Source organism: Pectobacterium brasiliense (assembly GCF_016950255.1).
GTDB classification, from domain to species: domain Bacteria; phylum Pseudomonadota; class Gammaproteobacteria; order Enterobacterales; family Enterobacteriaceae; genus Pectobacterium; species Pectobacterium brasiliense.
The window spans coordinates 314,713-333,711 of sequence record NZ_JACGFN010000002.1; the positions used below are offsets into that span (position 1 = coordinate 314,713).

At 61.2% G+C, this 18,999-nt stretch carries 18 protein-coding genes; 4 read left to right on the top strand and 14 right to left on the bottom strand.

Annotated features, from left to right (window positions below):
- Window positions 1-7: 7 nt before the first annotated feature.
- Both H4F65_RS16015 and H4F65_RS16020 read right to left on the bottom strand, forming a co-directional pair.
- Entirely contained in the window at window positions 8-1,192 is a 1,185-nt protein-coding gene (locus tag H4F65_RS16015) for an MFS transporter (protein WP_010280393.1), read from the bottom strand.
- A gap of 317 nt (window positions 1,193-1,509) precedes the next feature.
- On the bottom strand, window positions 1,510-2,214 hold the full coding sequence (locus tag H4F65_RS16020) for an FMN-dependent NADH-azoreductase (RefSeq protein ID WP_010280397.1): 705 nt from the start codon (window positions 2,212-2,214) through the stop codon (window positions 1,510-1,512).
- Between the two features lie 112 nt (window positions 2,215-2,326).
- Between H4F65_RS16020 and H4F65_RS16025 the strand changes: the two genes are divergently transcribed.
- Window positions 2,327-3,250: a LysR substrate-binding domain-containing protein gene (locus tag H4F65_RS16025; protein WP_010280399.1), complete on the top strand. Its 924-nt coding sequence runs from the start codon at window positions 2,327-2,329 to the stop codon at window positions 3,248-3,250.
- Between the two features lie 151 nt (window positions 3,251-3,401).
- On the opposite strand, the gene H4F65_RS16030 is transcribed toward H4F65_RS16025, so the two are convergent.
- The 9 genes from H4F65_RS16030 to H4F65_RS16070 form a co-directional block, all read right to left on the bottom strand.
- Window positions 3,402-5,390: a relaxase/mobilization nuclease and DUF3363 domain-containing protein gene (locus tag H4F65_RS16030; RefSeq protein ID WP_010280400.1), complete on the bottom strand. Its 1,989-nt coding sequence runs from the start codon at window positions 5,388-5,390 to the stop codon at window positions 3,402-3,404.
- A 448-nt stretch (window positions 5,391-5,838) separates the two neighbouring features.
- On the bottom strand, window positions 5,839-6,438 hold the full coding sequence (locus H4F65_RS16035) for a S26 family signal peptidase (RefSeq protein WP_010280404.1): 600 nt from the start codon (window positions 6,436-6,438) through the stop codon (window positions 5,839-5,841).
- On the bottom strand, window positions 6,435-6,980 hold the full coding sequence (locus H4F65_RS16040) for a DUF2840 domain-containing protein (protein WP_010280406.1): 546 nt from the start codon (window positions 6,978-6,980) through the stop codon (window positions 6,435-6,437). Before H4F65_RS16040 ends, H4F65_RS16035 begins: the two co-directional genes overlap by 4 nt.
- Window positions 6,977-7,264: a hypothetical protein gene (locus H4F65_RS16045; protein ID WP_010280407.1), complete on the bottom strand. Its 288-nt coding sequence runs from the start codon at window positions 7,262-7,264 to the stop codon at window positions 6,977-6,979. Before H4F65_RS16045 ends, H4F65_RS16040 begins: the two co-directional genes overlap by 4 nt.
- On the bottom strand, window positions 7,261-7,899 hold the full coding sequence (gene parA / locus H4F65_RS16050) for a ParA family partition ATPase (RefSeq protein ID WP_010280408.1): 639 nt from the start codon (window positions 7,897-7,899) through the stop codon (window positions 7,261-7,263). The genes H4F65_RS16045 and parA overlap by 4 nt, the downstream gene beginning before the upstream one ends.
- Before the next feature lie 289 nt (window positions 7,900-8,188).
- Complete coding sequence (locus H4F65_RS16055) at window positions 8,189-9,013, bottom strand: replication initiator protein A (RefSeq protein WP_439116284.1); 825 nt, start codon at window positions 9,011-9,013, stop codon at window positions 8,189-8,191.
- Between the two features lie 50 nt (window positions 9,014-9,063).
- Entirely contained in the window at window positions 9,064-9,345 is a 282-nt protein-coding gene (locus H4F65_RS16060) for a helix-turn-helix domain-containing protein (protein ID WP_010280414.1), read from the bottom strand.
- 75 nt (window positions 9,346-9,420) lie between these two features.
- Window positions 9,421-10,227 (bottom strand): DUF2285 domain-containing protein, encoded by an 807-nt coding sequence (locus H4F65_RS16065; protein ID WP_010280415.1) that lies wholly within the window; start codon window positions 10,225-10,227, stop codon window positions 9,421-9,423.
- Between the two features lie 321 nt (window positions 10,228-10,548).
- Entirely contained in the window at window positions 10,549-10,896 is a 348-nt protein-coding gene (locus H4F65_RS16070; RefSeq protein ID WP_010280416.1) for a DUF2958 domain-containing protein, read from the bottom strand.
- Between the two features lie 265 nt (window positions 10,897-11,161).
- On the opposite strand from H4F65_RS16070, the gene H4F65_RS16075 reads away from it, so the two are divergent.
- Both H4F65_RS16075 and H4F65_RS16080 read left to right on the top strand, forming a co-directional pair.
- Window positions 11,162-11,452: a helix-turn-helix domain-containing protein gene (locus H4F65_RS16075; RefSeq protein WP_010280417.1), complete on the top strand. Its 291-nt coding sequence runs from the start codon at window positions 11,162-11,164 to the stop codon at window positions 11,450-11,452.
- A 52-nt stretch (window positions 11,453-11,504) separates the two neighbouring features.
- A complete protein-coding gene (locus H4F65_RS16080) occupies window positions 11,505-13,016 on the top strand; it encodes a hypothetical protein (protein WP_010280419.1) in 1,512 nt (503 codons plus the stop codon).
- Window positions 13,017-13,055: 39 nt separating this feature from the next.
- Here the strand turns inward: H4F65_RS16080 and H4F65_RS16085 are convergent, their stop codons facing one another.
- From H4F65_RS16085 to H4F65_RS16100, 3 genes are all read right to left on the bottom strand, one after another.
- Window positions 13,056-13,370 (bottom strand): DUF736 domain-containing protein, encoded by a 315-nt coding sequence (locus H4F65_RS16085; protein ID WP_010280421.1) that lies wholly within the window; start codon window positions 13,368-13,370, stop codon window positions 13,056-13,058.
- 1,042 nt (window positions 13,371-14,412) lie between these two features.
- Window positions 14,413-16,497 (bottom strand): ParB/RepB/Spo0J family partition protein, encoded by a 2,085-nt coding sequence (locus H4F65_RS16095; RefSeq protein ID WP_010280428.1) that lies wholly within the window; start codon window positions 16,495-16,497, stop codon window positions 14,413-14,415.
- Window positions 16,498-16,578: 81 nt separating this feature from the next.
- The gene (locus tag H4F65_RS16100; protein WP_010280429.1) at window positions 16,579-17,406 is read right to left on the bottom strand and encodes a DUF932 domain-containing protein; all 828 of its coding nucleotides are present in this window, start codon (window positions 17,404-17,406) and stop codon (window positions 16,579-16,581) included.
- 571 nt (window positions 17,407-17,977) lie between these two features.
- On the opposite strand from H4F65_RS16100, the gene H4F65_RS16105 reads away from it, so the two are divergent.
- Window positions 17,978-18,991: an SIR2 family protein gene (locus H4F65_RS16105; RefSeq protein ID WP_039320066.1), complete on the top strand. Its 1,014-nt coding sequence runs from the start codon at window positions 17,978-17,980 to the stop codon at window positions 18,989-18,991.
- Window positions 18,992-18,999 lie beyond the last annotated feature (8 nt).

Genomic DNA, 18,999 nt, shown 5'->3' on the forward strand with positions numbered 1-18,999 from the left:
TAAAGGATCAGCATTCCGATAAATGACCAGCTCGCTTTCTTCTATCGAGAAAGCCCGCCCATACTGTCAGAGCGAATGCCAAAAATACGAATATTGCAGCGATCAAAGGTGTGGATGTCAAACTTCCCCTTGCCACGATCATCCCCCCTATAGAAGCGCCTCCGGCGATCCCCAAATTGAATGCCGCGATATTCAGCCCGGAAGCGACATCCACGGCAGACGGCACATAACGCTCGGCTTGTTTAACGGCATAAAACTGAAGACCAGGAACGTTTCCGAAGGCGACTGCACCCCATATCAGAACGGTGATGAGCATCATCCATTTGCTTGATGCAGTGAATGCCAATGCGATAAGGACAACTGTCAATGCCAAGAATATCGAACGAAGCGCGGGCACAGCACCGTAGCGATCTACAAGCTTTCCACCATACAGATTTCCAACTGCAACAGACACGCCATACAAAAGCATCACGCCACTCACTGCTGCTGCCGAGAAGCCCGTGATTTCTTCAAGAATTGGCGCGAGGTAGGTAAAGGCTACGAAAGACCCACCGTAGCCAATAGCGGTAATTGCATAGGCCAGTATCAGGCGTGGGTGCGTTAGCACGCTGGCAAGTTGCCGCAATGTTGCAGGCTTGCTACTGGGGATGTTGCTAGGAACGAACAAAAGTGTTCCCAATATTGCGATTGCTCCCAAAGTAGCCACAACGAGGAAGGTCGAGCGCCAACCAAAAATCTGCCCAATAAAGGTTCCAATCGGCACACCAGTGACAAGTGCTACGGTCAGCCCTGTAAACATTATCGCAATAGCGCTGGCGGCTTTTTCCTTTGGAACAAGCCCTGCGGCAATGATGGTCGCGATTGAGTAAAAGACTCCGTGAGCTAGTCCTGTTAACACCCGAGCTGCGACTAGTGTCTCAAAACTCGGTGATGCCCATGCCAATATGTTGCTCGCAGTGAAAATCGCCATCAATGAGATAAGCAGAATCTTCCGGTGGACTTTCCCCGTGGCCGCGGTAAGCAAAGGGGCGCCGACCGCGACGCCCATTGCATAAAGGCTGACGAGCAGGCCTGCGGATGGCAGGCTAACGCCCAGGTCCGTTGCTACGATTGGAATCAATCCCACAATGACAAATTCGGCAGTGCCGATTGCAAAAGAACATATCGTTAGGGCAAACAATGCAATTGGCATCAGATCCTCTTAAATCATCAAAGAAAAAGCTCCCTGCAAAACCAAGGAAGTGGACTTTCCTAAGTCAACCCTGTCACTATGCTCGCACTGAGGGGCACCCAGGAAACAATTTGGGTTGTTTGAATAGGCCGCCTCAATTACCGAAAATGTGATTGCAGCCAAATCGAGCCTTACGCTAGTGGTTTTAGTCAACCGGTGTTTCCAAGCGCTAACAGAATTAAAAATGAAAATATGGGGACTAGACACTCACTGTTAGAAAGTAGTGTATAGCTCCGTTCGTGGATCAGTGACCGCCGAAAGTCCCAATATGCCAGTGCTTATTTTTTGGAACTAAGGCTTTCCTGAGTATTAGCCCAGCCGGTCAGATTCTCGACCAGGTTATCAACAGCCAACTCGGCCTTCTCAATAGACTCGACGACTCGCGCATCCCTAAACTCATCGAACTCGATAGCGATCGAATCGAAGTCCTTGATTCCGATATAGCGCAGAGCGGCCATTACGCCACCCTCGACATGGTTGTCAGCAGACAGACGTCCCCCTGCGTCGTAGCCGTAGTCTCCGCGCGAACTCAGGAGTACAGCCCGACGACCTTGGTCGGCCAAGAGCGGCCAATACGGTACTTCACCACGAGTCAGATCAAAACCGAATGTACGACCCACGCGGATGAGGTTATCGAGCCAAGCTTTCACCTGCGTTGGCACGCCAAAGTTGTACATGGGCACACCGAGCACTATCAAATCGCTTCGCAGAAGTTCGTCAATCAATGCGTCGCTCTCAGCAAGTCGCTCAACCATCCAAGGCTCTCGCTGCTCAGCTGGTGTAAATGCGGCATGAATCCACGCCGCGTCAACTTGGGCCGGAGGAGCTTTTCCAAGATCTCGGTAAACGACAGAATCTTGGGGCCGGATGCCCTGCCATTTAGACACGAAGCGCGACGTCAACCGCCTGGTATGCGAGCCGTGAGCTTGCTCAGCGGAGGAGCCAGGGCGGGCGCTTCCATCCAGGTAAAGAACATTAAGCATAATTCATCTATCCTTCTCAAATGTAGGCATGGAACTGCCGATAAGCGTATGATCTACGGGAGTAGACTTCACGACAAACGATCTTTTCTCAGTCGATAGGTGAGATAACTTCATGCATCAGCACATCCTCGGGAACATACCTCTTAGCGCGCTACGCGCTTTTGAGGCAGCGGCACGCCTGCAGAGCTTCAAGGAAGCTGCTACAGAGTTGTCGATCACTCCAACAGCGGTAAGTCATCGCATCAAACAGTTAGAGGATGCTCTTGATATCCGGTTATTCGCGCGTGAGGTACGCAGCGTCAGCCTCTCCGATGCTGGCCAACTTTTGTATCCTGCTGTCCACACTGCGTTTACCGGCATTGTGGGTGCGATCGAAGAACTGCAACGTCGAGACCGCAGGCCATCCGTTACATTAAGCACAACCTGCGGTTTTGCCGCTCGTTGGCTTTTGCCTCGTCTGCCTGCCCTCGCGGCGGCTATTCCTAACGTCGATTTGCACCTACATTCTTCTGATTCGCCAGTTCAAATTAAAGCTGGCAGTGCAGACCTTGCTATTAGATTTTGCACACCACCAGATTCAAGTGTTGAAAGCGAGGTATTGCTTCCTGGCAGATATGTGCCAGTTTGCGCTCCCTCACTTAATGCCGAAAATCGCGACGATTTCTCCAATATTGCGAGATTGCGTTTCCGTTCGAGTAAAAATGACGACTGCATTCCGGATTGGCCGCAATGGCTAGCCACTTCAACCATGGATGGAAAGCCGTCTGGACCAGAAATCGGCTTTTCTGACGAAGCACATACCATTCAAGCCGCAATTGCGGGTCAAGGAGTTGCACTTTCAAGTGTTGCCCTTGTTGCGGATGCTCTCGACGAAGGATTGCTTCGCGTGCCTTTCGGCCCGACAGTGGATGGTCGTGATTTCTATCTGCTCTCAGCCTTAGGTTCTTGTGAACATCCCGCAGTCGTGATGGTAAAAAATTGGCTTAGGGAAGAAGCGCGATTATTCGTGGCCAAACATTCAAATTATTTTTCATAGGATGCCCCTAAGACTAGAGATTAAATCTGTCAGCTCAAAAATAGTTCTGCTCATAGCTCGCGTCATGTGTACAAGGCGGTTATGAATTCATCTCCAATGATGGTGTCTTGCTCGCCAAAAGAATTATTTCGTGGTGCCTACTCTATCCAATTCACAGGCCGCGTTGTTTTCTGAAATCCCACGCGACCCCGTTCCCATGCACTGTCGCAGCAATCTGCTGCCCTAGCCGCTGTTCGATTACTGGCCGCCACGGCACTAGACTGAATTCCTTGCCATGGTCCAGGAGCGCGTAGCGGCCACTCACAAGCATCAAGGAGCGCCGGTAGATGCCGACCACCCTTTGCCCATCCGCAATCGGACGATGCTCCAGGCCGGTTGCAATGGCAATTCCTTCGGCAGCTTGCGCCATCTCCCGATTGCGCAGCGTGCTCAGCAGGTTGCGTGCGAGGATGACACGCCGCCCACGCCGCTGCGCCAGTCCCTGTTCTTCGAGGAAGTCGATGCGCTGCTGCAAGGCCTGCTTGGCGTCACCGCCAAAGCCGAGGTCGCCCATCCCACGGCCGCCGCCGATCAGTTGCTGGTCCAGCCAGGTGGCCCCAATCACGCGGGCCTGACGCTCAATTGCAAGATGCGATTTCAGTTGCACCGCCACGTCGCCCAGCCGCTGCGCGTCGTACTGGCGGCCACGCTCGGCCAGGTCGTCCGGCACCTTCCAGAGTCCATCGGCCACGCGCTCCACGATGCCGGCGCGGCGCAGGGCCTCCAGCCGGCGGACATGGGCAGCGACAACCTCCTGCGGATCGCGTCCGGCCTTGGCCCGGCCCTGTTCGATGGCCAGGTGATGGTCGGCGCGGTACAGGCCATCGCTCGCCAGCGCGGCGATGTTCTTGTCGGCCGCGCGTATGTTGGCCGAATCCTTCACTTCCACCACCGCGCCGGTGGGATAGTTCGCCAGCTCGTCGCGGGCGTTCAGTGCGACGTAGTGGGCCTTGCCATCCACACCGTCGATGACCAGATAGCCACGGTCGTGCAGCTCGTCGGCCAGCCCCTTCGCAGCCACGCGGCCGAGGATGCTGCGGCCACCTCCATCATCATTCTGGCTCGGCTCGAACACTGCCAGCTCGCGCTGCTGGCCGCTCATGGCGCGCTGCATAGTGCGGATGATGTCGCCACGCTCGCCCAAGGCGCGCAAGGTCTTCTCAGCATCGGCATGGACGGCCCAGATGCCGGGCTGCATTTCGTCGGCCAGGCCCAGCCGTTGTAAGCGTTGCAGCCGGCCGATCAGCAACAGACGCTGGCGTTGCAGCACCGGTGCGTTGAACTGTTCGATCTGCACTCGGCCATCGTCGCCGGCTTCGCGTTGCAGGGTGCGATCCAGGTTCGTCCACCGCTCCTGTTCCACCTCGCGCCCCAACGTCTGCTGGATCTCCAGTTCGGTGCGCGGCCCCAGCCATTCGGTCGCCAGTTCGGCGGCCCGGTGGCGGAAGCCGTGGGCGATGTAGTCGCCGGCGATGATGAGGTCTTTGCCGGTGTCGTCGCGCCCGCGCACGATCAGATGGGTGTGCGGGTTGTCGGTGTTCCAGTGATCGACCGCCACCCAATCCAGCCGCGTGCCCAGGTCGGCTTCCATGCGGTTCACCAGATGCCGGGTATAGGTGCGCAGGTCGTCCAGTTCCGCGCCGTCTTCCGGGGAAACGATGAAGCGGAAATGGTGCCGGTCGTCCTGGCAGCGTTCCTTGAAGGCATCAAGGTCGGCTTCATCGGCCTGCGGCCCGTAGGCCCGGCCCGGTTCGCCATCGCGGCCCGCGCCATCGCGCTCGATATAGCGCAGATGTTTCGCCAGCGACTGTGGGCTGGCGTTGCGCTGGTTGACCAGCAGCGTCTTGATAGTCACGCGCCGCGACATGGGGGTCAGCTTCGCGCCTGCGAAGCGCGCCGCCGTATGGCCGCGCCCCAAGCGCGAGCCGGGCCGCTGGCCTTGGCCGCCGGACGCGGCGGAATGGCGCACCGCCGACTTCCCGCCGCTGGCCTTGCCCGTCTGCTTGAGCACCTTGGAAACGAAGCTCTGGCCTTGGCCGTTGCCCCGGTTCTTCGGGGCGCTCGGGCGCACCCGGAAATCGTCGTCGCGGCGGTCGGTCATGGCTGTGCTCGCTGCAAGCTCTGGCGTGTCCTGGCGTGCGAAGCACGCGGACATGCCTGCATTGGCGCGACCCTCGCGCCGAACGCGGCACGGCGGCGAAGCCGCACCGTGCCGCGCCACCCCCATGTGCAGACAGGCTTTCGATGCGGCCCAGTGCCGCGTCCTTTTGTCTTGCCTTCCGCCTTTGCCCTTCGCTGTCGCTCCAGGCGTCGGCGGCCCGGCGGCGCTGCGTTGCTTGCAGCCAGACCGCCGGCGAACACAACGACGACCGCAGGCCGGGCGCGTTCGAGGCAAGACGCCTGCACGTTGGACGGCTGCGCCGAAGGCAGCGCGAAGTGCGGTGCGAATGCACCCGCACTGCACGCGCGACGACACCGCGACGGCCAGCAGAACGACATGCCCGATGGCACGATAAGATGCACGGCAACGTGCAGCGAATCGGCGGCCGTCATGGGCGTGTCTCCAGCCAGACCGGATGCGCGACGCCGATCACGGCGGATGCGCTGATCGGGCCGAAATAACGGCTGTCGAACGATGCCGGATTGGTCACGCTCAACAGGAACAGCTCGCCCGGTTCAAGGCGACGGCAAAGCTGCAAGGATGGCAGCGGCCGGCCCAGCCGGTCGGCGGGCAGCACGGCGGCCACCGGCACGCCGTCGATGCGTGCCTGACCGGCGACGATGCAAACGTGTTGTGGCGCGACTGCGCCCACACGTTTGAGCAGCGGAACGTGTGCCGGCAGGTAGCCGCGCTGCGTAGCGAGCGTGGCAACATCTGGCGGCAATGTGGTCAGGACGACGCTGCCTACGGACAAGGGGCGTGGCAGCAAGCCGGTGTCGTGGCGCTGTGGATCGACGCGATACCAGCCGACCGGAACGCTGATGGACGGGTTGTGGATCAGGCGCGGCAGCGGCTGCACGAAAGCCGCCCAGGCCAGCGCAGCGAGGCCGACGGCGGCGAAGCCGGTCAGCACGATGCGAGCTCGCAGGCGCGAGCGAGGAAGCGGCGCGGCTTTGGGTGTGCGTGCGGCGGTGGGATGGGCCGTCATGGCAGCGCCCTCCCGGCCAGCCAGGCGGCGTGCCGCTCGGCGGTGTATTCGGGCAGCGACAAATGCGCGGCGAGCCGGTTGGCGAGTGTGCGCCAGTACGCGGGCGACACGTCGATGGCAGCGATCCCCAGCGCCTCGATGCCGTCGATGCGTTCCAGCACGGCGCGCACACTGGCGTCACCTTCGGCATGCAGGAGAAGGCACGCGCCTGGCTGCACGCCGGGGATACGCTGCATGTCGTCCAGTGGCGTGGCAGCCTGCATCAGCATGAGCTGCCAGCGGATCGTGCCGTAGTCGTTGGCCTGCCAACGAACGCGGCAGAGGATTGCACCCGGCAGGAACATGGCGCAGCGCCGCCAGCGGTCGAGCTGGAGCGTGCGGGCTGGTTCGCCGAAGCGCAGATAGAGCTTGAAGCGCGGTTCAATGTAGGCGAGCGATACGCGCGTCAACGGCGCGCTACCAGGCTGGCTGGACGGTGCAGCGTGCGCAGCCGTGACCGCAATGGCGTCAGGTGCGGCAGCAGACAATACGGATGTGGTCATGGCGTGTTCTCCCTGCGGTGTTCTGGAAACTCGCGCTCCAGCAAGCCGCGCAGCAGGTCGGCCACGGTCACGCCTTGCGTGAAGGCCGACACCTTGATGCGCGCCCGCATGGCGGGCGTGATATCGAGGGTCAGGCGAGCGGTGTAGAGGTCGCCCTTGTTGAGCGCATCCGCGTCGCCCTTGCGAATCCACGCCTCGGCGTGCGGATTGGCGGGCGGACGCGCGCCGATTCCGACCCGCTTGGCCGGGCGTTTGCCGTTGGGTAGGTTGCTGTTGTCGCTCATGACGGCCACCGCAGCAGCTCATCGACCAGCGCGGTGATTTCCTGCGCCGCTGCGCTATCGGGGGCTGTCTCCCGCGCCAATCGACCCGCAGCCACGCTGTCGGCAAAGACGATGCGCTGACGCACCTCGCTGCGCAGCGCTGACAACGGCTGCTCGGCCAAGGCTTGCCGTGCTTCGCGCCCGATTACCGTGGTGCTGACGCGCCGGTTGATGACGAAGGCCGCGCGTAGCGCAGGCCGGAACACCTGGGCCTCACGGATCAGCGCCACCATCTCGGCGCTGGCCCACAGGTCGTAGGGGCTGGGTTGTACCGGGATCAGCACCCGTTCGGCTGCCAGCAGTGCAGAACGCGCCAAGGCGGCGATCCTGGGTGGCCCGTCGATGATGACGTGATCGGCTCGCCTGGCGAGTTCTGGGGCTTCCTGGTGCAGTGTTTCGCGTGCCAGGCCCACCGCGCTGAACAGCCGTGGCAAGCCTTGTTGGCTTCTGCGCTGCGTCCAGTCCAGCGATGAACCCTGCGGGTCGGCGTCGAGCAGGACGACGTGCTGACCGCGCAGCGCCAGTTCGCCCGCGATGTGCGTGGCGAGTGTGGTCTTGCCGACACCGCCTTTCTGGTTGAGCAAGGCGACGATCATGGCGCGGCCCTCCAGCTTGGAAGACCGGACTGTTTTTGCCGTGCCGAACGGGGTGGTTTTTGGAGTTTTTGCTGGCTGTTTTTTCGGCCTGCGGCAGTTGTCCACCGCAATGCTGTTTCTCTATCAATAGTTAGAGAATTTAAGTTAGTAATGTTAGAGGGATCGCAAACCCGCGCCGTTACTGGCTTTCCGGCGTTTTCGTACTCCTGATAGCACGATAGGCATACTCCTGATAGCACGACACCCCTTACTCCTGATAGCACGACCCCATCCACAGCTTGTCCCGCTGTTATCCCCGTGCCGTCTGCGGCACGGGCCGAAAGGTCAGCAATTCCATGTCGTCCTCGGGAATCCGCACGATGCCCAGCTCGTATCCCGGCAGCGATTGCCGGGCGACCAGCGCCCGCAGGTCGTAGGCGAAATCCGAAAACCGCGTGCTGCTGCCCGACTTGCGGTGCAGATGCCGGAAGTCGAACTGCCAGCCGTATTCCTGCCTGCCGCCATGCTTGCGCACCAGGCGGTACAACCAGCGCTCGATGCCTCCCGTGAGTCGGAAGTACGTCGGGTCGATGGTCAGCACCAGGGCGGCGTCCAACACGCCCGCATAGAACCAGTCCGGCAGGATCAGCTCGATGCCCAGCGGCGTGCCGTTGGCATCGGCCAGTTCCTTCCATTCGTTGATCCACGAAAAGCGGTGCAAGCGCCTTCCCGTGGTTTCGCGGATGGACGTGGCCACCGTGGTCGATTGCAGCCGATCCAACGCGGCCTTGAGACGCTGGTAGTCGCGCAGCGACTTGCCGCGTCCGATGAAGCGCAGGATCTCGTAGGGCGTGGCCTGCATCCGCCGGGACGGCTGGATGCCCGAGTCCTTGGCTTCGACGATCTGGCTGGCGGCCCAGATCAGGATGTCGGCATCCCAGATGGTGGCAATACCATGCTCCTGCGTGCCTTCCACGCGGATGGTGATGTTGCCGCTGCGGAAGTCGATCGGCGCTGCGCGCCGCGACTTCGCCAGCGAGAAGAACGGATAGGCCATCAAGTCCTGGGCATCGCGCGGTGCCATGTCCTCGCCCGGCAGTGCGCGGAACAGGTCGAGCTGTTCGCGCTGCTGCAAGGCGTGCCCTGGTGGGCGGGACATGGCGATGGCCACCGGCGATGCGCCGATCAGCGCGCACGGCTGTCAGCCGAGTGGTGCTCGGCATATTCGGGGTCGGAAGTGGTCTCGAAGCTGCGCGTTTCCGCCCAGGCATCGAGGTCGGCCACGGCGTACATGACGCGGCGACCGAACTTGCGAAACTTCGGGCCACCGCCGATCACGCGCTGCTTCTCCAGCGTGCGCGGCGAAAGGCGCAGGTAGTCAGCGGCCTCGTCGTTGGTCAGATAGCGTTGGGGCTGCGCGGGCGCAGCGACAGCAGCGGCGGCAGGCCGCAAGGGAGCGGGTCGCATGGGAAGTACCTCCATCAAGCCCGGCCACACAGCGCAGCCGGATGGAGGCAGTCTCAAGAAACTTGGGGCTCTTGCTCAGGGACGTTCTGCTGCGGATGCGAAACGTCCCCCCTCATGCGAAGTGACAGCCGGAAGCTGTGCCAGACGGCGATAACCGCCGCGCATCAGCCCATCGCCCCGGCGCACCAGCCGCCGCACGCGGGCGCGCAGAGCGCTGTCGGCGTGCCAGTCGGCGGTAACGGCATCCACACCAAACAGCCCTTCGGCCACCTCCCGCAAGGACGCACCCGCCAGGGTCGCGTCCAGCGCCTGAAGCGTGTGCAGTTCCAGCAATGCGGACAGCGGCGGACGTGGCCGGACGGTCGCCGCAGGTACGGCACCGGCTGCTACGGCGATCTTGTTCAATTCGCTCGCCAGAGCCGCATAGCGTTCGCAAGGCGCGGCGCAGGCCCGGATGGCATAGGCGTAAGCCATGCCATCGGCCAAGCCTGGCGCGAGCACGAAGCGCAGGCAGCAGCCGGGCCAGCACGCCACCAGCACCAGGCGCTTGCCGTCATGGATCAGGTGTTTGTGGCCCGGCAGTTTCCAGAACTCAAAGCACAGCGCATCGGGCGGCGGATCGGCATCCGGGTAGAGCTGCACCACGGCATCGTGATCAGGGAACCAGGCCGGGTGCGCGTCTCGCGCATCCAGGGCGGGATCTTCCAGCAGACGCAGCCCCCAAGGCCCGGCAACATCCGGTTGGCGACGACGACGCAGCCAGTCGTGACGATAGTCTGGATGACGGCGCAAGTACTCCCAGGCCAGCGCCGGGCCATCCAGGTGCAGAACGTAGAGATAGGCCGCCGTGGCATACCACGGCTCGGCACTGCGATCAGCCATACGGCAACCTCCCTGTGCTGGGGGTGCGTCGCCACGGCGAAACGGCGTGCTACGAGGCCATCGTCAAAACGTCATGGGTGAAGCGTAAACTGGCAGTGTCAAGACCGATGAACTCCGATGCGTTGCTGAAATCGTCCGAGTGCGACGGCGGCAACGCACTCCAATGGCATGCCGCGTCGGTCAGCTTGCCGCAGCTCGCGCCAAGCATCATGACCGTTTCGATCAGGCACGCACCGCTTCGGTGCAACACTGCCGATTCAGACCGAACGGGTCACAGACCAGACCGAAATAGACACAGTGCGCCTCGCTTTGCGGTGGCGCTCAATCGGTGATCGAGCCGTTGTCTTCGGCCAGTCGCAGGTATTCCGACAGCCGCCGCACCGGCTGGAAGTAGCGATCCCTCATCACGGGCTGCTGGCGCGGCCCGACGATGGCGGCCAGGTCGGACAGCTTCACCGCTCCCAGTGCAGGCATGCCTATCCCCAAGTCGATCAGGCCGTGGGCGGTGTCGCCATCGGCGGGGTCGAGCGAAGCCAGCAGCCAGGTGGCATGCGCATCTGGCGTGAACAAGCGCACCACGGGCAACGGGTCGGTGTCCTGCCCGGCGGCGCGGACTTGGCCGTTGACCAGCAGGCGCGTGCGCTCGTCGGCGGTGATGAGCGAAGTCATGGCTGTACTCCCACGGATGTACGGAGCAGCAGAGACGCTTTGCCGCTTTCCCTCGAAAGCACGGATGCGCAAGCCCACGCATCCGCAGAAGCGTAGAAGCACGAAGGCACATGCACGGAAGTCAGGAAAGACACGGATCAGGCTCTCCGCTTTTGAAGCAAGCCGCCAATGCGGATTTCAGTAAAGGCACAAAAACAGGTGAGATTGGATGAATGAGTTAAATATAACGTGGTTTTAATTGTGCTGCGAATCGACGCTTCTGTCTATGCAGAAGCGAACCGTCCAGCGCGGCCGACCGGCCGGCTCTACCACCTTCGACGCCGAGCTGGCCCAGGCCTTCGGCGCGGCGGTGCGCGCACTGCGGGTCGAGCGAGGCGTGGCGCAGGAAACCTTGGCACATCAAGCCGGTATCGAGCGTTCTCACATGGGCAAGATTGAGCGCGGTGAACACATGCCCACGCTGGCGATTATTTTCAAGATCGCGCGTACGCTGGGGCTCAGCGTCGCCCACTTGATGGGGGCCGTTGAAGAAGTCCTGGGCGAAGTGCCTAATTGACTCTGCATCGCATAGCTTCGCTTGGCGTGGTGCAACTTTGGAAAGGAACTCAATGGCGAAGACATGCATCGTGTGCGGACAGGCCGCAGGCTCTGGGGAGCACGTTTTTCCGGCGTCTCTTGGAGGCCGGCGGGTCAACTCCGGCATCTATTGCCCCAAGCACGACAACAGCTATTCGGGTCTCGTCAATGAGATTGCCGAGCAGCTCGACTTCCTCAATGCATACTTGGGCGTTCGGCCGGATCACTCCAAGCACCCCAAAACTGCCTATGGCGAGCACACGCTGACGGGAGAGACCGTTTCGATCTCTGCCAAGGAGATCAAATTCACGAAGCCCCGCGTCATCTCCCGCACCGCAGTTGGCGAAGGTGAAGAGTTGCATCTGGCATTTCCCAACCAGCAGTCCGTCAAACAGTTCGCAAAAAAGATGGAGGACGATGGACACGAGTGGACACCCTTGTCGAAGCCCTCCGCTCGGCCGTATATCACCGGCTCCATTCACCATAAGCGCAAATTTGGCGGTGCCTGTGGTCTGGGCGCCATCGCGTACATGACGCAGACATTCTTCGCGCAGGAATTCCCAGAGCTCGCGCGATCAGGGACGCTTTCCAACTTCATCAACTACACGCAAGCCATCGCCAAGGTCGCAGCGCTGGGCGGCTGCGAACAGCAGCCGGAAGAGCGCGAGGAATTGATCGAGGCACGCGCGGCGGTGACGGTTGCGCTGGAGCCCTTTGGAGGCACGGCACCGATCTGGTGGGATTTCAGCCCGCCCGCCGGAGCGCGCGCCAACAAGTTTGAATTTGGGCATCGAGTGACGGTTGGTATTGATGGCTTTGACGGCCAAATCTACGGCCGTGTCGCGCTGTTCTCCACTTTAACCTTTGCCGTACACCTGGGCACGGCACCGCAGGGTTCCGCCACGCGAGAAGTGACCGTGGACATTGATCCTCTCGCGGAGCATCCGCCACACGATATCGACAAACATCAGGTGCTCTCAGCGCTAGGCCGCGTTCAAGTGCCAGAACACTCTACCGAAGGGCTTGCGAATGCGCTCGCCGACGGCACGCAACAGCGTGCATTCGCAAACCTGCTGGAACGCTTGGAAGAACATCAACTCCTCAAACTGGCTCGCACCATGAGTATGGCGCTCGCGCCATGTTCCACCTTGTCGCCATTTGAAGCGCGAACACTGATCGAAAAGGAACTTGACCAACAACCACAGCAAATTTGGCGCTTGGTCACTTTTGTCGTTGAAGGCTTACGGGCGAAAATGGTCAAAGGCGGCATGGGAAGCATTACCCCAGTGCTAGATAACCTGATTGCGTATGACGCTCAATCAGCAAGCGGTCTATCGCAGCAGGCCGAGGCCACGTTAGCCCTGGCCAAATCCGCATTAGTTGCACAGATGGAGCAAGACTGCGCAGCAGGCGTACTCCACGAGGAACGCATTGCGGAACTCATAGGCAGAGGCCCTGGCCTTTATGCCGTGGGGCAGTTGGTGCTGGCCCCTGTCTTGCAGGTGTTTAGTGAATCCGCTCACCCCAATGAAGTGAGCAGGTAAGCCAAGCGCCTCGCCATAGTGGGCGAGGCGCTGAGGTGGTTACGCCGCCTTGGGCTTGCTGCGTGACCAGATCAGGTCATGCGTGCCATCCTCGTTTTCGATCAGGCGGGCATAGACCGTTGCAGGGAACGAAGGATCGTCCAGGGTCACGGACACATAGGGGCGTCCGGCCTCGCTGGTCTTTTTCCACGCTGCGCCTATATCGTGGCCAGCCGCTTGCAGGCGGTAGTCTGGTGCGCTCTCGTTGTCACCCTTGTCGTTGGGAACCAGCTTGACCTTGACGTTGAGCGTCAGGGTGCGAAGCGTGCCGGTGAGGCCGTCTTTCTCTGCGGTGAAGGTGCCGATGTTAGCCATGATGATTTCTCCTTTCGGGTTGAACAAGGTCGCGCCAGTGCGTCCTTGTTGTGATCCGCCCGGCGGGGGATGGGCTGGCGGCACCGCTCAGCGGTCGCAACACCGTGGAGAACCTGGAGGCGAAAAGAATTTGTCCCGCGAGGAATGCGCGCAGCGCAGGGGAAATTGTTTTCGCCTCCAGGTTGCAGTCATAAAGCCCAAGGCGCAGCCGCGCCAACGCCAGGATTCACGACAAGCCAAGGACGCACGGGCCGCCTCTCCCGAATGGAGACATGACCGACTCGGCATCCTCGCATGGCAGCTTCACCGGCTTGCGCCCTAACGCGGCCAGGTCAATGCCGCAGCGACAAGGTACGAGCGCTCCTGCCACAACTTGCGACCACATGCTTGATGCGTGGCGTGGAAGCTCCACATAGAGGCCAGGTGGTGTGTCGGTGAACCGTCTTTCGTGACGTACAGGCAACGAACCGCCAGCGTCGAGCACGGCACGCATTCGTGCAACCTGCCGCAGCAAGCCGGGGCGTAGCCCCACAAGCGCCGCCCATTGCGGCGAGGTGCTGTCGGAATGTCGGCGGCGCGTGCGCCGCTGCACTTGCATGGCTTCAATGACTTTTGCGCACAAGGCGACTGGTGCGCGGCCCCTTTGCCGCCTTCGGTAAGGCGGCAAAGGGGCGTTTTGGCTTTGAGCCTTGAAACCGGGTGCGGCCACTGCAGCGCACGGAGCTTTGGCATTCCCCGCGCCCAAGACGGAACGGCTTGGGCGCGGGGTTGCTTCCTATTCTTTGGTTTCGATGATCCGCCACATGGCACGCGGCAAGGCGCGGCCCGTGATGGGGTGTAGGTCGGTCAGGTCGGCACGGGCTCTCCAGCCGCGAGGCGGACGGTAGCCGCGCACGTCGCTATCGCCATGCCAGCGGCGGGCGCGTATCGTGCCGGGGGCGTAAGTCGCGGCCATGCGCGGTTCGTGGTGTCGTGGCTCATGGGGGAATCCTCGACATGAAAGCGCCCCGACCGGAACCGGGGCGCTATCTGTGGTGCGGGGTCAAGCGGCCAGTGCCTCGGCCTGCGTCTGTTCATCCGCCACGGCGGCGACTTCCTCCGGTGCTTCGGCTGCCTCGTCCGTCACCACCTCCTGCGCGGCCTGCTGCGTGACTTCGGCGGCGAAGATGGCAGGCATCCAACCGGTGCCATCGGCCAGCCGTTCGGCTTCGCTGGCAATGTCGCCTTTTTTCAACTTCGCCAGCCGGGTGACGTGCTGCGGTGCGAATTCGCCCACGGCTTCCAGAATCGCGACCTTCGGCACATGCTGGAAATAGCCGTCTGCGGTCGGTTGCCACCATGCCGCCATCTCCAGCGCCACGGCCTGCGCCAGTTCGGCACCCGGCTGGCGCTGCGTGGCGCGGGGCGTCACCACATCGACCGTGGATGCTACGAATACGGCCAGCAGGCGCACCAATTCATCCTGCGGCTTCGCCAGCAGTGCGGCGAACAGTTCGGCACTGTCCTCCGGCAAGGCCTCACCCGCTACCTGTTGCAGTGCGCGCAGAGCCACGGCGGCGGGCGATTCCGGCCAGTCCGGGGCCATGCCTTCCAGCCGATCTTGCTGGGTCAGCTTCACGCCCAGCGGCAGATCGTGGCCGTAGTGGCTGCCTTGCAAGACAGTCTGCACCATGCCATGCACCAGTGCGGCCAGCGCCACCTGCGGATGCCGTGCGACTTCGATTTGCAGCGCGGCGGTACGGTGGGCACTCAAGCGTTGCGCCAGCCGGTCGGACATGGCGGCGGGCTTAGGGGCGTCGTCGGCTTCCTCGCCGGTGTCGTCGTTCCCGGCTTCGCCCTCGCTGCCGAAACCTTGCCGCAGCCGTTCCAGCGTGCGCAGTGCCTTGGCCTCGGCTTCGCGCAGCAGGCCACGATGAATCACGGCCTCGCCGTTGCGGTCGATGGTGACGATGGCACCGGCGGCAGCTTTGGCGGCTTCCCCGTAGTCCTGCAAGCCATCTTCCAACGCCTGCAACTGTTCGCCCAGGTATTCGCCTTCCTGCTGCAAGACATCGGCCTTTTCTTCGTCGTCGGCGTCCAAGGCGGCATCCACGGCCTCGGCCAGCGCCTGCATCTTGGTTTGCAGCTTCTCGATGCGTTGGGCCTCGCGCTTGTTCGGGCTGCGGCGTTGCCTCGGGGCGCGCTGGAAGGCTTGCAGGTCGGCATGGGTCGTGCCGGGGGTGGCATCCACCCATGCCCAGCCTTCGGCCTTCACCTCGGCGGCAAGGCTGGCCAGCTTGTCCTGCGCCAGCCGTTCCAGCAGCGTGGCATCGGTCAGATACACGCCGCTATCGGCTTCCGCGAACAGATCGCGGCGGGTGCCACCGCCTGCGGCCTCGTAAGCATCCAGTCCAACGAAGCGCACCAGCGGATGCCGGTGGGCATCAATCTCTCGCTCGGTCAGGCGGTCGCGCAAATTGTGCGGGCCGCGCTGCCATGTCGGCGCATCGTAGAACGCGGCTTCCTGTGCGGTGTGGTCGTCGGTGATGGCAAGGGCCATCAACTGGTCAAGGCTCACGGCCTCGGCCCGGTAGTCGGCCAGTAGGCGCGGCGACACGTTGGCGAGTTTCAAGCGGCGCTGCACCACCAGCGGCGTGACGCTGAAATCGGCGGCAATGTCCTCGATGGGTCGGCCTTCGGCCAGAAGCGCGGCGAATGCCTCGAACTGGTCAGCGGGGTGCATGGCTTCGCGCTGCACGTTCTCGGTCAGGCTGGCGGTGCGGGCGGTGCCATCGGCCACCAGCAGGCAAGGGACGTCCCATTCCTTGCTGATGCGGCGCTTATTCGCCAGCAGCTTGAGGGCGGCAAGGCGACGGCCTCCGGCCACGACTTCGTAACGCTCGCCGTCAGCGGTCGCGGTCACGATCAGGTTTTGCAGCAGGCCGACACGCTGGATGCTGGCGGCGAGTTCGGGAATCGACATGCGCGGGGTCTTGCGCACGTTGCGGCCCGTGGGGCGCGATACCAGCCGCGACAGCGACACAAGAATCAGATTCTTGCTCGGGTCGGCGGCCTCCAGCAGCACGGCAGGCGCGGCGTTGGCCGTGCCGTGGATGGCTTGGGCTTCGGTGTGGTTGATGGCGTTCATGGTGAAAACTCCTTGCGATGATGGAATGCAGCAGCGAATGACGCGGCAAGGGTTGCTGCCTGCCCCTGCCGCGCAGGGAAATCAGGCTTTCAACTGGCGCAGGCCATCGGCCAGCAGCCACAGGGCGCGATTGAGGCGAATATCCGAATCAATGCCCTGCACCGGGCGGGTCTGCTGGCGGCGTCCGTTGGCGCTGCGTCCAGACAAACCGCCTTTGGTCAGGTTCTCTTGGGTTCGGTTGAACACGCTCCACAAGTCCGGGCGGCGGTCGTCGAACCGGCGCGGCATCAGGATTTGCGATTCGGTGATGGGTGCGGGCTTGTCCGGGTCGTCGTACTTAAGCGACAGCGCGGCGCGGGCGAACACCTCGGCTTCGCCTTCGTCCAGCGTGATGGCCTGCATGGACTCTCGGGATTCCAGCGCACGGTCAAAACCGTGTAGCACCTGATAGGCACCTTCGATCACTTGTCCGGCCACGTTGCCCTTATGCGGCACGCGCACATCGGCCACGGTATCGCCGCACACCAGCCCATTGCTGCACACGAAACGGAACATCCCGGCCAGCATCTGGTAGCTGCTGGTGCCATCGTGCGAGTTCAGCAGGATGATTTCGTTGGCCTCGCCTCGGGCGTTGATCTGGCTGGCGTGGCGTAGCCGGATCATGTGCTTGGTGTAGTCGCGGCGGTCTTGGTGGCGGGTGCGGGTCTGCGTCACCATGAAAGGCTGAAACCCTTCCTTGCGCAGTTCGGTCAGCACCGTGGCGGTGGGGATATAGGCGTAACGCTGGGAACGGCTTTCGTGGGGCGCTTCCGCAAAGATAGACGGGGCCACGCGGTGAATCTGGTCGTCCGACAGCGGGGTATCGCTGCGCAGAACCGGGGAACGTGATGCGAAACGGGATGCAAGCATGGTCTTTCTCCTGACGAAAAGGGTTTGCTGTTCAAACCGCACACCGGATTCCTAGATTCGGAGCCCAGCCTTTCGGCTGTTCGGTGCGGTTGGCACGAGGAACCCGGTTGGCCCTGTTGCCACCGTCTTTCCTGAGTTCATCGCCCGCGACGGTCAGGAGCCCACGGACGTGGGCCGTCAAGGAGAAAAGCGGCAGGTAGGTGCGGCCCGCAGGCGTAGCCGAGGACACGGCCTGGCGCGCCTTGACGGCACGCGGCCACGGGCTACAGTCGCGAGCAAGGTGATGGAGTCAGGAGAGACGGCTGGACATGGCAACGGCCGCCGTGATGTGCAAGCCGCAAGCAAGCGAAGCGCGCAGGCCCGAAGCTGGAAGCCGGGCCGTAGGCGTCAGGGATGTGGAAGGCTGGCGAATGCCAGTCCCGTCAGGGATGAGCGAAGAGCGAACCTGGAGCAGCGCGGTCCGCAAAGCGGAGACGCAAGGCTCTTCTTGGCTTATTATCTATTTGTAAGCACCTACAACGGAATAACTTCTTTCCAGTTCAGGAATCTCAAATATAAAAAGGATAGAGCCTTGTCTGATGTCAACTACGAAAAGCAAGCTCAGGACTACTACGGCAAGGCTCCCATTATTATTTTGGGTAGTGGAGCCTCGGCTGCCCATGGAATGTCTGGCATGTGGGGGCTTGCGCAGCATTTGATAAAGAATACTGACGTTTCAGGGCTCTCTGATGCTGAGATGGAGTCCTGGGGGATGTTCTGTCAGACACTGACAGAAGGCGTGGATTTAGAGGCAGCTCTCCACCGAGTAGCAGTATCTGAAGTGCTGACGTGCAGAATCATAAATTCTACTTGGTTACTTATAAACCATGAAGACTGCGGCATCTTCAAGAGTGGCTTGCAAAATAGCTCGATGTTCCCGCTGAGCCGTCTGCTTGAACATATGTTCAAAACAAGCCTAAGAAAAATAAATATCATCACTACAAATTATGATCGTTTGGCAGAGTACGCATGCGAGCAAAGCAGGCTCCATCACTACACTGGTTTCACACACGGTTTTTTCCGTCAATTGGCCACGCCCGATGAACTGACCTGCTCGCGCAGAGTGAATATTTGGAAAGTACATGGCTCTCTAGACTGGTTCCAGTCCCCACTAGAGGACACTGTCGCAATTTCGGGCTCACAAGAAATACCTGAAAACTACAGCCCCCAGATTGTCACGCCTGGCACGCAAAAGTATCAGAAGACGCATCTTGAGCCATTTCGCTCAATTATAAATAATGCAGACGTAGCCATTAACGAGGCCGGATCATATTTGTGCGTCGGATATGGATTCAATGATGAACATATCCAGCCAAAACTTATGGCCAAATGTCAGCGGCATGGCGCACCAGTCACCATCATTACATACGCGCTTTCGGAGTCAGCTAAGAGACTTATCCTTGGCGGCAAAGCACAAAATTATTTAGCCATAGAGCGAGGAGAAACAGACAATCAGTCTATTGTCTACTCCTCCCTTAGCAGTTCTGCAGTTACAGTAGAGAAAAACATCTGGAGCCTTGAGGGCTACTTATCACTCATCATGTAGAGAGGACA